The organism is Agrobacterium sp. ST15.13.015 (genome assembly GCF_027871645.1).
In the GTDB taxonomy this organism is placed as follows: Bacteria; Pseudomonadota; Alphaproteobacteria; order Rhizobiales; family Rhizobiaceae; genus Agrobacterium; species Agrobacterium leguminum.
In genome coordinates this window covers 629,322-642,681 of record NZ_JAQAHF010000001.1, presented here as the reverse complement: position 1 = coordinate 642,681, position 13,360 = coordinate 629,322, and the positions used below count along the sequence as shown (strand labels likewise).

General features: G+C 61.5%; 12 protein-coding genes. 4 read left to right on the top strand and 8 right to left on the bottom strand.

Features of this window, described 5'->3' with window-relative positions:
- Nucleotides 1-137 precede the first annotated feature (137 nt).
- Complete coding sequence (locus tag PIB16_RS03090) at nt 138-2,159, bottom strand: methyl-accepting chemotaxis protein (RefSeq protein WP_271044954.1); 2,022 nt, start codon at nt 2,157-2,159, stop codon at nt 138-140.
- Nucleotides 2,160-2,427: 268 nt separating this feature from the next.
- Here PIB16_RS03090 and PIB16_RS03085 point away from each other — a divergent pair, with 268 nt between their 5' ends.
- Together PIB16_RS03085 and PIB16_RS03080 are read left to right on the top strand one after the other, a co-directional pair.
- Entirely contained in the window at nt 2,428-3,180 is a 753-nt protein-coding gene (locus PIB16_RS03085; RefSeq protein ID WP_125144731.1) for a TlyA family RNA methyltransferase, read from the top strand.
- Complete coding sequence (locus PIB16_RS03080) at nt 3,177-4,427, top strand: class I SAM-dependent RNA methyltransferase (protein WP_125144732.1); 1,251 nt, start codon at nt 3,177-3,179, stop codon at nt 4,425-4,427. The genes PIB16_RS03085 and PIB16_RS03080 overlap by 4 nt, the downstream gene beginning before the upstream one ends.
- Here PIB16_RS03080 and PIB16_RS03075 read toward each other — a convergent pair whose 3' ends face one another.
- The 3 genes from PIB16_RS03075 to PIB16_RS03065 all read right to left on the bottom strand — a co-directional run bounded on the left by PIB16_RS03075 (nt 4,428) and on the right by PIB16_RS03065 (nt 7,394).
- The gene (locus PIB16_RS03075) at nt 4,428-4,751 is read right to left on the bottom strand and encodes a hypothetical protein (RefSeq protein ID WP_065654334.1); all 324 of its coding nucleotides are present in this window, start codon (nt 4,749-4,751) and stop codon (nt 4,428-4,430) included.
- Nucleotides 4,752-4,840: 89 nt separating this feature from the next.
- The gene (locus PIB16_RS03070) at nt 4,841-5,599 is read right to left on the bottom strand and encodes a crotonase/enoyl-CoA hydratase family protein (RefSeq protein ID WP_271044953.1); all 759 of its coding nucleotides are present in this window, start codon (nt 5,597-5,599) and stop codon (nt 4,841-4,843) included.
- A gap of 10 nt (nt 5,600-5,609) precedes the next feature.
- A complete protein-coding gene (locus PIB16_RS03065; RefSeq protein ID WP_271044952.1) occupies nt 5,610-7,394 on the bottom strand; it encodes an acyl-CoA dehydrogenase in 1,785 nt (594 codons plus the stop codon).
- A 220-nt stretch (nt 7,395-7,614) separates the two neighbouring features.
- Between PIB16_RS03065 and PIB16_RS03060 the strand changes: the two genes are divergently transcribed.
- A complete protein-coding gene (locus PIB16_RS03060; RefSeq protein WP_271044951.1) occupies nt 7,615-8,610 on the top strand; it encodes a transporter in 996 nt (331 codons plus the stop codon).
- 57 nt (nt 8,611-8,667) lie between these two features.
- Here the strand turns inward: PIB16_RS03060 and PIB16_RS03055 are convergent, their stop codons facing one another.
- The 4 genes from PIB16_RS03055 to PIB16_RS03040 form a co-directional block, all read right to left on the bottom strand.
- On the bottom strand, nt 8,668-9,183 hold the full coding sequence (locus PIB16_RS03055) for a BA14K family protein (RefSeq protein WP_065654338.1): 516 nt from the start codon (nt 9,181-9,183) through the stop codon (nt 8,668-8,670).
- A gap of 217 nt (nt 9,184-9,400) precedes the next feature.
- Nucleotides 9,401-9,862 carry a BA14K family protein gene (locus tag PIB16_RS03050; protein WP_065654339.1) on the bottom strand — a complete coding sequence of 154 codons (462 nt, stop codon included), beginning with the start codon at nt 9,860-9,862 and terminating at the stop codon, nt 9,401-9,403.
- Between the two features lie 175 nt (nt 9,863-10,037).
- Nucleotides 10,038-11,120 carry a hybrid-cluster NAD(P)-dependent oxidoreductase gene (locus PIB16_RS03045; protein ID WP_271044950.1) on the bottom strand — a complete coding sequence of 361 codons (1,083 nt, stop codon included), beginning with the start codon at nt 11,118-11,120 and terminating at the stop codon, nt 10,038-10,040.
- Nucleotides 11,121-11,127: 7 nt separating this feature from the next.
- Nucleotides 11,128-12,372 (bottom strand): aromatic ring-hydroxylating oxygenase subunit alpha, encoded by a 1,245-nt coding sequence (locus PIB16_RS03040; RefSeq protein ID WP_065654836.1) that lies wholly within the window; start codon nt 12,370-12,372, stop codon nt 11,128-11,130.
- 332 nt (nt 12,373-12,704) lie between these two features.
- Between PIB16_RS03040 and PIB16_RS03035 the strand changes: the two genes are divergently transcribed.
- The gene (locus PIB16_RS03035) at nt 12,705-13,313 is read left to right on the top strand and encodes a DUF6656 family protein (protein ID WP_065654341.1); all 609 of its coding nucleotides are present in this window, start codon (nt 12,705-12,707) and stop codon (nt 13,311-13,313) included.
- The last annotated feature ends 47 nt before the right edge of the window (nt 13,314-13,360 follow it).

Here is a 13,360-nt window from a genome sequence, read left to right as displayed (position 1 = left end):
CCAAAACAAAGAGTTAGAGTGTTTTCGCGATTCGAAGAAAAGCGAAAAAACTCCAAGCGGCGTTTCCCGCCTGAAATGACCGACGCAAAAAGGGGGCCTTTCGGCCCCCAATCCATAGGTTCAATCTGAAAGCCCGCTCAGAACTCCGTCCAGTCCTGATCCTTGGCAGCCGGTGCTTCGGCAGCACCACCGAAGGCGCGGGCGAGGCTCTGACCAAGCGCACGCGCCGGCGAGGCGACAGGCCTTGCGGTTGCGGAGGCCGATTTTACCGGAGCCTTGCGGGCCGGTGCGGCCGGCGCGGACTGGAAGGCGGGTCTGGCGGAAGACTGGCGCGGCGCGGAATAGCCGCCGGCACTGGCAACGGCAGCGCGTGCGCCATCCATTCTGAACTGGCCGAGCAGGCTGTTCAGCGCTTCCGCTTCGCGGGCCAGCGAATGGCTGGCGGCGGTCTGCTGCTCCACCATGGCGGCATTCTGCTGCGTGCCCTGATCCATGGTGTTTACGGCTGTATTGATCTCCTGCAGGCCGGTCGCCTGTTCGCGGGCAGCGACAACGATGGCGCTGACATGGGCATTGATCTCTTCGACTTCCGCCACGATGAGTTCCAGAGCCTTGCCGGTCTCGTCGACCAGATTGACGCCGTTTTCCACCTGCTGGCTGGAAGCGCCGATCAGCGTCTTGATTTCCTTGGCGGCATTGGCGGAACGCTGGGCAAGTTCGCGGACTTCCTGCGCAACCACCGCAAAGCCCTTGCCGGCATCACCGGCGCGGGCGGCTTCGACGCCGGCGTTCAGCGCCAGCAGGTTGGTCTGGAAGGCGATATCGTCGATGACACCGATGATGTTGCCGATTTCGCCCGAGGACTTCTCGATTTCGCGCATGGCGGCGACCGCCTTGCGGACCACGACACCGGACTTTTCCGCACCGGCGCGAGCGCGCTGAACCAGATTGCCGGCATCTTCCGCGCCGCGGGCGCTGTCGCGCACCGTGGTGGTGACTTCTTCCAAGGCTGCGGCGGTTTCCTCGATGGAGGCCGCCTGCTGCTCGGTGCGGCGCGACAGGTCGTCGGCGGCGGAGAGCATTTCCGAAGCGCCGGCATTGATCGCGGCGGCGTTCTCACCGACGGTGCGCAGCGCCTGCTGGAGTTTTTCGACGGCGCTGTTGAAATTCACGCGAACCGGATCGATGGCAGGCGCAAAAGGCGTCTCGATGCGATAGGAAAGATCGCCATCCGCGAGAGCGGCAAGGCCCTTGCCAAGCTCGGCGCTGGCAAAAGCGCTGGCGGCTTCGTCCTTGGCCTTTTCTTCCTCGTTGCGGCGGCGTTCAGCCTCCGTCGCGGAGCGCATGCGATCGGTCTCGCCGGCAAGGCGGGATTTTTCCAGCCCGGCTTCCTTGAAGACCAGAACGGCCTTCGCCATCTTGCCGACTTCGTCGCCACGATCCGTGGCGGGAACTTCCGTCGTCAGATCGCCATCGGCGAGCCTGCTCATCGCCGCCGTCATGCCAACGATGGGCGTGACGATGGAGCGCGACAACGCCCAGATGAGGGCAACGGCCAGAAGACCGGCGACAGCGCCGCCACCCAGAAGCGCATATTTCAGGTTCAGTGCGGCTGCCTGCTGTTCTGCCGCGTAAGCGGCGGACAGGCCGTTCAACTGCTCCTTGATCTTGGCGGCGGAGGCGCGGAAGCCATCGAGCTGGCCCTTGGCCTGATTGCGGCCGATTTCGATGATTTCGGAAATCGGCGCTTCGGTCGTCTTGCGTGCGGCGATCTGCGGTTCCGCCAGTTCCTTGAAGAACACGGTGGCGGATTTCTGCATGTCGTCGATGGATGACAGGATGTCCGGCTGGCCGACAGCCAGCGCGCGAGCCTCATCGAGCTTCTTCAGCATCAGATCGCGCTGGGCGAATACATCGTTATAGGTGCTGTCACTGCGAAACAGCAGGAAGCCCCGCTGGTTGACGGCCTGCTCCAGCATGGCGGCCGTCGCGCCATCCACGGCCTGAATGATATCCTTGGTGCGGTTGTTTTCGATGGTGACACGCTCGCTCCCCAGCGTCTGCCAGAATACGACCGCGGACGCGAGCAGGCACACACTCATCAAGGCACAGAAGGTGGCTATGAGCTTCAGATTGATGGGGAGGTTTTTAAGCGACATCGCAAACTCTCTCGGCGACCCGATGCCTCGAAGCAAGCGTCTGCGCTGCAACGGCCGCAATTTTGTGGATGGGAGGAGATGCCGTCATGGCAGGTTCCGGTGGCCGCACGGGCCTTGTGCACAAAGTGCAATACAAGCCTTTATATTGGATTAATCGAACATTCTGACTTTGCGGTGCAACATCAATGGGCGACAGCGGGCATCGCGGGCCTCTTTCAGCGATAAATCGCTTGCATCGGCGGGGTTTGGCGGTCATTGACACGGGACCATGTCCAAAACATCTGAAAATGAACGGCTTGACCAGCTTCTCGTGTCGCTCGGCCACTTCGCCAGCCGCTCGCGCGCGCGCGACGCGGTTGCGCGCGGCACCGTGAGCGTCAACGGTAAAATCGTCACCAAACCGAGCCAGACCGTCGCCGGCGATGCCGAAATCGCCATCAGCGATCCGGCGCAGGCCTATGTTTCGCGCGCAGCGCTGAAGCTCGTGGCCGCGCTCGATCATTTCCGGCTCGACCCGTCGGGCCATGACTGTCTCGATGTCGGCGCTTCGACCGGCGGCTTCACCGAGGTACTGCTGGAGCGCGGCGCAAAACACGTCACCGCCATCGATGTCGGCCACGGGCAGATGCATGCCAGAATCGAGAACGATCCGCGCGTGACCAATCTGGAAGGGCTGAATGCGCGCTTCCTGACGGCGGAAGATATCGATGACCGGCCCATCGGCTTCATCGTCTCCGACGTGTCCTTTATTTCGCTGAAGCTTGCGCTTGCGCCGGCACTCGAGCTTGCGGAAACCGGCGCTCTCGCGGTTCTGCTGGTGAAGCCGCAATTCGAGGCGGGGCGTGACGCCATCAGCAAGGCCGGACTGTTGAAAGAACCGGAAACGGCGCCTGCCGTGGCCGCCGAACTGGAACGCTGGCTGACCGAGGACATGGGCTGGAAAAGCCTCGGCCTCATTCCCTCGCCGATTTCCGGCGGCGACGGCAACATCGAATTTCTTCTCGGAGGCGAAAAGCCATGAGCACACAGACCGTCACCATCAAGAGCCTCGGCGCGCAGGGCGACGGCATCGCGCACTGTCCCGACGGCCCGGTCTATGTGCCCTTCGCGTTGCCCGGCGAAACGGTCGCGATTGCGAAGGTGAAAGATCACGGCACCGTCATGTCGATAACGGAAGCCTCGGCGGAGCGCCGTGAACCGGCCTGCCGCCATTTCGGACCCGATGGCAAGAACGGCACCTGCGGCGGCTGTTCGCTGCAGCACCTCGCCGACCAACCTTACCATGTCTACAAACGGGAGCTGGTGGTTTCGGCACTGAAATCAAAAGGCCTGACGCCGCCGGTGGAGGATCTCGTCATCTGTCGCCCCGGCGAGCGCCGCCGCGCGGTGTTCGCCGCCCGCAAGACGGAAAAGGGCCTGCTGCTCGGTTTCAGTCAGGCGAACAGCCATCACATCGTCGCTATCGAGGAATGTCCCGTCACCTCGCCCGGGATCGTCTCGCGGCTGGACGCTATCCGCGCCATCGGCCTTTCCATGGTGGCGAATGCCGAACCGTTCCGCATCACCGTTCTGGAAACGCTCTCGGGTCTCGATATTTCGGTCGAAGGCATCAAGTCGGTCAGCGACAAGCAGCGGCGCACACTCACAGAAACGGTGCTTGCCATGCGCGGCATTGCCCGTGTTTCGCTCTCAGGTGAAATTCTGATCGAACCGCAAAAGCCGATCATCGAATTCGGCGGCGTTGCGGTTTCGCCGCCAGCCGGCAGCTTCACGCAGGCGACGAAACAGGCGGAAGACGCCATGGCCGAGCTGGTGCTTGCCCATATCGGCAAATCCAAGCGCATTGCCGATCTCTTCTGCGGTTCCGGCACCTTCGCGCTGAGGCTCGCACGCATCGGCAAGGTGCATGCGGTGGAAGCGGAAGACAAGCCGCTGAAGGCCCTGGACTTCGCCGCTCGCAACACGCAGGGCCTGAAACCGGTGAGTGTCGAGAAACGCGATCTCTTCCGCCGGCCGTTGATGACAAGCGAACTGAAGAATTACGATGCTGTCGTCTTCGATCCGCCGCGCGCCGGTGCGGAATTCCAGTGCAAGGAACTGGCCCGCAGCACGGTGAAGAAGATCGTTGCGGTGAGCTGCAATCCGCTGACGCTTGCGCGCGATCTCACCATCCTTATGGAAGGCGGCTATCGCATCACCCGCGTCACGCCGGTCGACCAGTTCCTGTGGTCGCCGCATGTGGAAGCGGTGGCGACGCTGGAGAAATAATCACCAGGCCGTATCGACCGTGCCGTTACCGACCACGCCCGAGCAGCGGCAGGCGCCGCCCACGCGGCCCCGCTCGATGGGGCAGACATAGGGCCGGCGGCGATTGGCGCTCTCCGGCGGGGTGATGACGCAGACGAAACGGGCGCGGCGCTGGCGGTCGCGATTGCGGCCGGAATAATAATCCGAGCCATCATCTTCGGTAATGACGGATTGCGCCAGAATGATATTGCCGGCGGAAGCCGCCGGAGGGCGCGTTATCGCCGCCGCTTCGGTGACAGTGGCGGCGCAGAGGAAGACGGACAGGGCGAACACGACGTGACGCATGCGGGTGGCTTTCGGGCGATGACGTTGCATTATTTAACCCAACCCATATTGCCCGGTTGCTTAACCGCAAGGAATTCCTGCCGGAACGCTTAACGGCGCATGAATGCCTCGAAGGCGGCGCGCGCTTCGGCGCTTTGCAGCTGCGCGATGAAATGACGGCCTTCCTCTTCGATGCGGGCGAGAAGATCGTCCGGGTTGCCGCGAACCAGATCTCGGGCGATCTTCAGCGCCTGCTGCGGTTTGGCCGCAAGCCGGGTGGCAAGCGCCAGCGTTTCGCTCTCCACCTGTTCAGGGGCGACGACTTTCCAGATCATCCCGGCCTGCAACGCCTGTTCAGCAGTAAAACCTTCGCCCATGGCAAGCAGCGCAAAGGCGCGCTGGTGTCCCATGAGCTTCGGCACGAGCAGGCTGGAGGCCGCTTCCGGCACCAGCGCCAAATCCACGAATGGGGTCTTGAACAGGCTGCGGCTGGAAGCGACCGTCAGGTCGCAATGCAGGTTCAGCGTCGTGCCGATGCCGATGGCGAGCCCGTCGACGCCGGATACCATGGGCTTTTCGAAAGCGACGAGCGCTTTCAGAAGCTCGAGCGCGGCAAGCTTCCCCTTTCCGCCCGACATGGCGAAGGCCAGAAAATCGGCCATGTCGTTACCGGCGGAGAAGCAGCCTTCCGTGCCGAGAAAGGCGACGACGCGGATTTCCGGGTCCGCATTGGCGGCATGCAGGGCGTCTGCCATGCGCAGATACATGGCATCGGTGATGGCGTTTTTCTTGTCCGGCCGGTTGAAGCGGATGGTCAAAACTTCCGGCGCATGGCCGACGCGCTCGACGAGAATGTGTTCGTCCGACATCTGAGCCTCCTCAAGCCAATACGGTGCGGGCGGCGGCAAGGCTTGCCGCGCCGGCGATAACGCGGTCCTTCAGCGCTGCCGTTTCCGCCAGCAGATTTTCCGCCGCGAAACGGCAAAGGGCTGCGCGATGCCCGCTCCTGCCATCATCGACGGCGGCCAAAGCGCCCTTGGCGAGATAGGCGCCGGTGAGCGCCAGGCCGAAAAGGCGCTGATAGGGTGTCGCGCCGGCGAGCGCGGTTTCGGTTTCGCCTGCCTTGATGCGGTCCAGCAGCCAGTCGGTCGCCGTTTCCAGATCGGCGAGGCTGGCTTCGAGATAACGGCCGGTCTCGCCAAGATCGTCGCGGTTCGAAGCGGCTGTGCGGGCGGCGACCTCACGCAATTCGGCGATGAAACCGCGCACCTGCGCGCCTTCGGAGAGCGGCAGCTTGCGCAGCACCAGATCGATGGCCTGAATGCCATTGGTGCCTTCATAAATCGGCGCGATGCGGGCATCGCGCAGATAACGCGCAGCACCGGTCTCCTCGATAAAGCCCATGCCGCCATGCACCTGAATGCCCATGGAGGCGACATCGACGCCGGCATCGGTGGAGAAGGATTTGGCGATGGGTGTCAAAAGGGCAGCGCGCTCCTGCCAGTGAGCGCGCTGCGGGGCGTCTTCGCTCGCGTGCGCCATGTCAATGGCGTGCGCGCAGCTGAAGGAAATTGCCCGCGATCCTTGCGTCAGCGCCTTCATCGTAAGAAGCGTTCTGGCGATATCCGGGTGTTCGATGATCGGGCTCATGCCGGAACCCTGCCAGCCGGGCGCCTTGCCCTGCGTGCGCTCCCTGGCATATTCGATGGCCTTCTGAGTCGCCGCTTCGCAGATCGCCACGCCCTGCATGCCGACGGCAAGGCGGGCGTTGTTCATCATGGTGAACATGCAGGCGAGACCCTTGTTCTCTTCACCGACCAGCCAGCCAAGAGCGCCCTTCTCTTCGCCGAATTTGCCATCGCCGAAGACCATCGTGCAGGTGGGCGAGCCGTGAATGCCGAGCTTGTGTTCGAGCGAATGGCAGAACAGATCGTTACGGCTGCCCGGCGCACCGTTGTCATCGGGCAGGAATTTCGGCACGAGGAAAAGCGAGATGCCGCGCGTGCCGGCCGGCGCATCCGGCAGGCGGGCGAGAACGAGGTGGATGATATTGTCCGCCGCATCGTGTTCGCCCCAGGTGATGAAAATCTTCTGCCCGAAGATGCGGTAGGTCCCATCACTATTGCGCTCCGCCCGGGTCTTCAGGACGCCGAGATCCGAACCCGCATGCGGCTCGGTGAGGTTCATCGTGCCGGTCCATTCGCCGGAGACGAGTTTCGGCAGATAGGTGCGCTTGAGGTCATCGCTGCCGTGGGCGACAAGGGCTTCCACCGCGCCCATGGTCAGCGTCGGGGCCAGCGCAAAGGCCATGGAGCCGGAATTCCACATTTCGAGTGCGGCGACATTCAGCATATGCGGCAGGTTCTGGCCGCCGAATTCTTCCGGCGCCGTCAGGCTGTTCCAGCCCGCTTCCGCCCAGCGGCGGTAAAGATCGGCCCAGCCATCCGGTGTCGTCACCTTGCCGTCGGCAAGCTTTGCGCCCTGGCGGTCGCCGATCTCGGCGAGCGGCGCGACCTGTGCGGTGGCGAAACGGCCGGCTTCGTGCAGAATGGCATCGACCAGATCTTCCCCAAGGTCTCCCAGCGCACCCGCAGACAGCGCGTCTTCAAGACCCGCTACATGTTTGAGTGTAAAGGCGATATCGTCCACCGGCGCGCTATACATGCTGCCTCCTCCCGAAGCTCTGGCATCTTGCTACTGCCTTCGGGCTAAATGATTTTTACGTAAACGTCAATTTGAAAATTCCCGTCATTTCGGCGGGATTGTTATAAAACTGTCATATGAATTTGCTCAGCATGCGCTGAAAGGCGCCTCGCCGCCGCCGCTCCCACACCGGAACGACGGACGCCTCCCTCCTCCCATCCAGCCGGTCAGGACTGCCACGATGGATCTCGTAACACCCGTTATTCCCGGCCTTGTCTGGGCCTATCAGTTTCATCCCGGCACAGCCCCCTGCCGGCGGCTCGCGCCCGATGCCGGCTTTCACGAAATGGCCGAGTGCGAAGGGTTCTTCTGGCTGCATCTCAACCTCGCCGATCAGCGTGTGGCGGGTTTTCTCGAGACCATCGACGGTCTCGATCCGGCGGCGCGGGCAATCCTCACCACCCATGAGACGCATCCGTCCATCGTGGTCGATGAAAAATCGCTTTACGGCACGCTTGTCGATTTCCAGCGGGAATTCGACAAGGAAACGCGCGATTTCGGCTGGCTGCATTTTGCGGTGAGCGACCGTTTCATCATCACCACCCGCCTGCAGCCGCTGCATTCGGTGGACCGGCTGAAAGCAGCGATCGACAAGAATTCCAACCGTTACCTCACGCCATCGCATGTGTTCGAGGGGCTGGTGGCGGAATTCCAGCGCTCGCTCATCAATCTGGTGATGGAGACGACGGAAGAACTGAACGCCATCGAGGATATGGTCTATGACAGCGAGAACCGTGACGAACGGCGGCGTCTTGCCCCGCTGCGCCGCACGGTGGTTCGCCTGCACCGGCATCTGCGCACCGTGCTGACCCTGATGCGGCGGGCTTCGGCCGCCGATGATGACGAGATGCCGAATGGTTTCGAGGATGTCGCCTCACGCCTGATGGGCCGTCTGGAGGCTGTCGACCACGACGTCTACGCCCTGCAGGAGCGGGCAAGGCTGCTGCATGAAGAAATCGATTCCAAACTCTCGTCCGAAACCAACCGGCACCTTTATATCCTGTCGCTGATGACGGCATTCCTGCTGCCGCCCTCGCTGGTCACCGGTTTCTTCGGCATGAATACGGATGAGCTGCCGTTTACCGTTGGCACGGGCGGCACATTGTCGGCCAGCATCTTCATCGCGATTTCGGTTGCGCTCGCCTGGTTCGTGCTGAAACGCGCGCGAATCCTGTAACGCAAAGAGCCGCCCGGCAATGACCGGACGGCTCTTTCAATTTAAGCCTCTATTCTATCAGCTGTAAGGCGAATAGCAGGGCTGGCGCGGACCATGGTAAGGCTGGAACGTGTTGCTATAGGCATCGTAGGAACGATAGCGGCCATAGCACCAGTTCACATGCGCCTGGCTCAGCCCGCCGCGGCGGACCGGGCGATATTCGCGATAGACCGGGCGCGGACGATATTCCGGTACCGGGCGGTACACTTCACGCGGCTGCGAGAGTGCGCCGCCGATGATCGCGCCCGTCGCAAAGGCTGCGAGCGGGAACCAGTAACCGTCATGGTGACGATAGCCCGGACGGTAATCGCGATAACCACGGTGGCCGCGATACCAGCCGCGGCGATCGCCCCAGCCATCGCGATCACGCCAGTATTGGACGTTGACGATGTTCTTGCTGGCGTCGTTGCCGGTGGATTCAACGCTCTTCGGCGCGACGGGCACCGGCATGGCGGCTTCGGCCGGAACGATCGCGCCTGCAACCACGATTGCAGAAAGACCGACAGCCAGGATATTCTTCACATAGCTTTTCATCTGACTTCCTCCATTCACGACGGTCGACAGGCCGTATAACGTGAATTTCTGTTGTTCTGATTTCCGCCTTTGTGTGGGCGGTGTCGTATACTTCTACAGCCTAGGGACGTGTGGCTGAACCCACGATTAACGGAGCGATCACGCTTCGTTTATCAAAACCCCGACAATTCCGGGCTCAGACAAAAGCCCGGTAAAGACCGGGCTTTTGCTTTTGCAATTAACGGCTGTATGGCGAGACGCAGATGCGACGCGGGCCGCTGTTGGGCTGATAGGTGTTGTCGTAGGCGCGATACGAACGCCAGCGGTTCTGACACCAGGAGACATGGCTGCCGCCATACGCCGGACGGGGCTGCTGCATTGCGCCGCCGATGATAGCGCCGGTGGCGAAAGCAGCGAGCGGGAACCAGTAACCGTTGTGATAACGGTAGCCCGGACGACGGTCACGGTAGCCGCGGTGACCATTGTAAAACCCGTCGCGATGCGGGGGCGGACGACGCATATGACGACCGTCCCAATGGCGGCGGCGATCCCACTCACGGTACTGTACGGGCACAACGTTTTCGGTCGCTACCGCCGGCTTGGAAATTGGCACCGGCACCTGAAACGCCTGCGATGGCGTGAAGCTGGTGAAGAACACGACAATCGCTGTAGCGACGCTCGTTGTCCGGAAATTCAGCATGATCTTCCTCCATTTGCTTTGACGCCTTTGTCAGCGCCTTTCACCGCTCTCTTGCCGGAGATCAGGGTCAGCCCCTTGCCCGAGAAGAATTCGATGACGTGCAAACGAGTTTCGGAAAATTTGGTTCCAGACAACTATCCGGCGAATAAAGATTGCGACAGGACGCCGTTGGACGTCACGCTTCCACCTTTACGTCGGTCAACGGGCGTGAGCAGCAGGCGAGAATATAGCCCTCCTCGATTTCCTCATCGAGAATGCCGCCATTGTGGTTCATCTCCACCTCACCGGAAAGCTTCAGCACCCGGCAGGTGCCGCAAATCCCCGATTCGCAGGCCGCCCCGATACGGACCCCGGCGGCGCGCGCCGTCATCAGAACCGTCTGGCCGGGCTGACAGGGCATTTCTTTGCCGGAAAGGGTGAAGCCCACCATCGACAGCGTTTCGCCATCCGCACCGGTGAGAACTGTTTCACCAACGGTGACCGGCGCGGCCGGCGCGAAGCTCTCCTGATGATAGCGGCTCATGTCGAAGCCGGAGGCATCGAGCATCGAGCGGACGGCGGCCATGAACGGCTCCGGCCCGCAGCAGAAGACGGTGCGCTCCATGAAATCATGCGCGAGCAGCGCAATCTTGGCCTTGTCGACCATGCCCTTCAGGCCGGACCACAGATCGGTGCGGCCGCATTTCTCGACAATGAAGCCGAGAGACAGGTTCGGCATGAAGCGGGCGAGATATTCCAGCTCGTGACGGAAGACGATATCGCCGGGTGTGCGCGAACAATTGATGAAGGCAATATCGCTCTGCGGGGCGCGGTCGCTCATGTCGCGCACCATCGACATCATCGGCGTAACGCCGGAGCCTGCCGAGATGAACAGATATTTGTCGCCGGGATGTTTGACGTAGGAAAAGTCGCCGAGCGGCCCGAGCGCCCGGATTTTCATGCCGGGCTTCAGATTGTCGAACATCCAGCGCGTGCCGATGCTATTGGCCTGTGCCTTGACCGTGACCGACAGCGCATAGGGCCGCGACGGGCTGGAGGACAATGTGTAGGTGCGGTAAAGCGGCTCCTTGCCCACCGGCAATTCCAAGGTGACGAACTGCCCCGGCAAATAACGGAACCAGTTCTGATCTTCCGAGCGGAACAGGAACGTCATCACATCAGGCGTCTCGGGCGTCACCGAGATGCACTCCAGAAGCTGGAGCTTGTCGCTCCATGGCTTCATCTCGTCAATATGCTTATAGGTCACAACCATATTCATCTTCGCATCACGCTACAGCCGAAAGCCGGGCCTTATCGCCGGAGAGCCGGTCGACCATGAAATCGGAGTACCAGTTGACGAACTGCATCACGCCGCCCTCGTCCTCCATGGAATAGGGGCCCGGCTCATAGGCAGGGGAACGAATGCCGAAGGCATTTTCCTCGACGATGCGGCGGTCCTGATCGTTGGTCTCGTTCCAGACGTGGGTCAGGTCCTCGAGATCGTAATCCACGCCTTCCACCGCATCCTTGTGCACCAGCCATTTGGTGGTGACCATGGTTTCCGTGGCGCTGAGCGGCAGCACCCGGAAGGAAATGGTGTGGTCGCCGAGGAAGTGGTTCCAGGTCGTCGGATAATGGAACAGGAGCAGCGCGCCGATATGGCTGATGCTGACATCGTCAGACAGCGGCCGGCGCACGGCGCGCTTGCCGGACATGGTGTAGCTTTCCGCCTCGCCGATCAGCGGCATGCGGGCGACGCGGAACTGGCCCTTTGGGTCGATCTTGAAACGGCTCGGCAGGCCGGCGGCCTCGCAGCGTGCCCAGTGGCCGCCGATCTCTGGATCGCTCGCCCCGCCGTCCGTTCCCGTCACACTCGGGTTTTCGGGATAGGTGCGGCAGAGTTCCGGATGGTTGGCGGCGCAATGGTAGCACTCGCGGTTATTTTCCCAGACGAGCTTCCAGTTGCCCTTTTCGATGATCGTGCTCTCATGCGCGACCTTCGCATCCCAGATGCGGTGCGGCGCCATGTAGCTCTCGACTTCCTTGCGCATGGGCTCGAAATCGGCCGGCTGATCGGCAAGGCAGATGAAGACGTAACCGGCGACGGTTTCGCAGGCGACCGGCTTCAGGCCGAAATCGCCCTTGTCGAACTCTTCGCCCATATGGCGCGCAAACAGCAGCTTGCCGTCAAGATCGTAGGTCCACTGGTGATAGGGACAGACGAGGCGGGCCGACTGGCCCTTCTGCGTGGTGCAGACGCGCGAGCCGCGATGGCGGCAGGAATTGTGGAAGGCGCGGATCTGCCCGTCACGGCCGCGAACGATGACCACGGAATAGGCCCCGACCTGCACGGTGAAATAGCTGCCGGATTTCTGCACTTCGCAATCATGGCCGACAAACAGCCAGTCGCGATACCAGATCGTTTCCATATCCAGCTTGAAATAATCCGGGTCCGTGTAGAAGGGCTGTTCCAGGCTGAAGCCTTCGCGGCGGTTTTTCAGCTGGCGCAATACGGTATCACGCAATTCCATGGCCAAATCCTCGATCAAACCGCCCTGCCCGACACCATTTGCGGGGTTGCGGAAGCATGTGCTCATCTAAACACCGGCGCTCATTTGCGGCAGCACAAACAGCGACATTACCTTCCGCATTGGCGACAAATTGCGACATGCTCAATTCGCCCTCTCAGCCCATTCCGCTGGGAAATCCAACAGCTATTCAATGACGGAAATGACGTCGCAATATGACGCATGATGGCGCGCGTCCTGCTCCCCACCCGTTAGAAAACGGGGGATGCGGCGCAACGGAGTATTAACGCGCCCTAAATTATCTTGCCGGATCGACAGCAACGAGGGTGTTCCCGGTGGAGAAGGCGACACGCATACGCTATTTCGATGCGAGCAGGCATTCGGTCACACCGATACGCTCGAAGACCGCGCATTCCGATTTTCTGCGCACAGGGCGTATCAGCCGTTATGAAGAACGATGGCTGCCGAAAGAACGCGTCTATTACAGCCATGACGAAGTGGCTGCGCTGACCGGGCGAAAGCTGGAAGCTGCCGCCGATGCCACCCACAGCCGGCTGAACGGCTTTCACCAGTCCATCCGTTTTCCCAAGATGGTTTTTCACCATCTGCTCAATGACCGGCCGCACCTTGGCTATTGTCACGTCACGGCGGCGAAAACCAGCTTCGATGCCGAGCGCCATGTGCTCTGGTCCTTCTATTTCGCGAATTTCTTCGCCGAGCTGAGCGGGGCCGAAAACTTCTTCGAAAATATCGATGCGCGCTATTCGAGGATGTATTTCGCCGTCGCCATCAACGCGCTTCCCGATCAGGAACTCGCCGTCGATACCTCCGTGCATCGCGGCGGCCTGCTGTTCCAGACCCACGATCCGCGGGTGGCGCTGAAAAACGTGCTCATGCTCGGCGCGCGGTCCGAGGAGATGCGCAGGATCATCAAGGCGATATAAAACTTTCCATAGGCCTCTGAAATACGCTATTGACCGCCCTGAAAGGC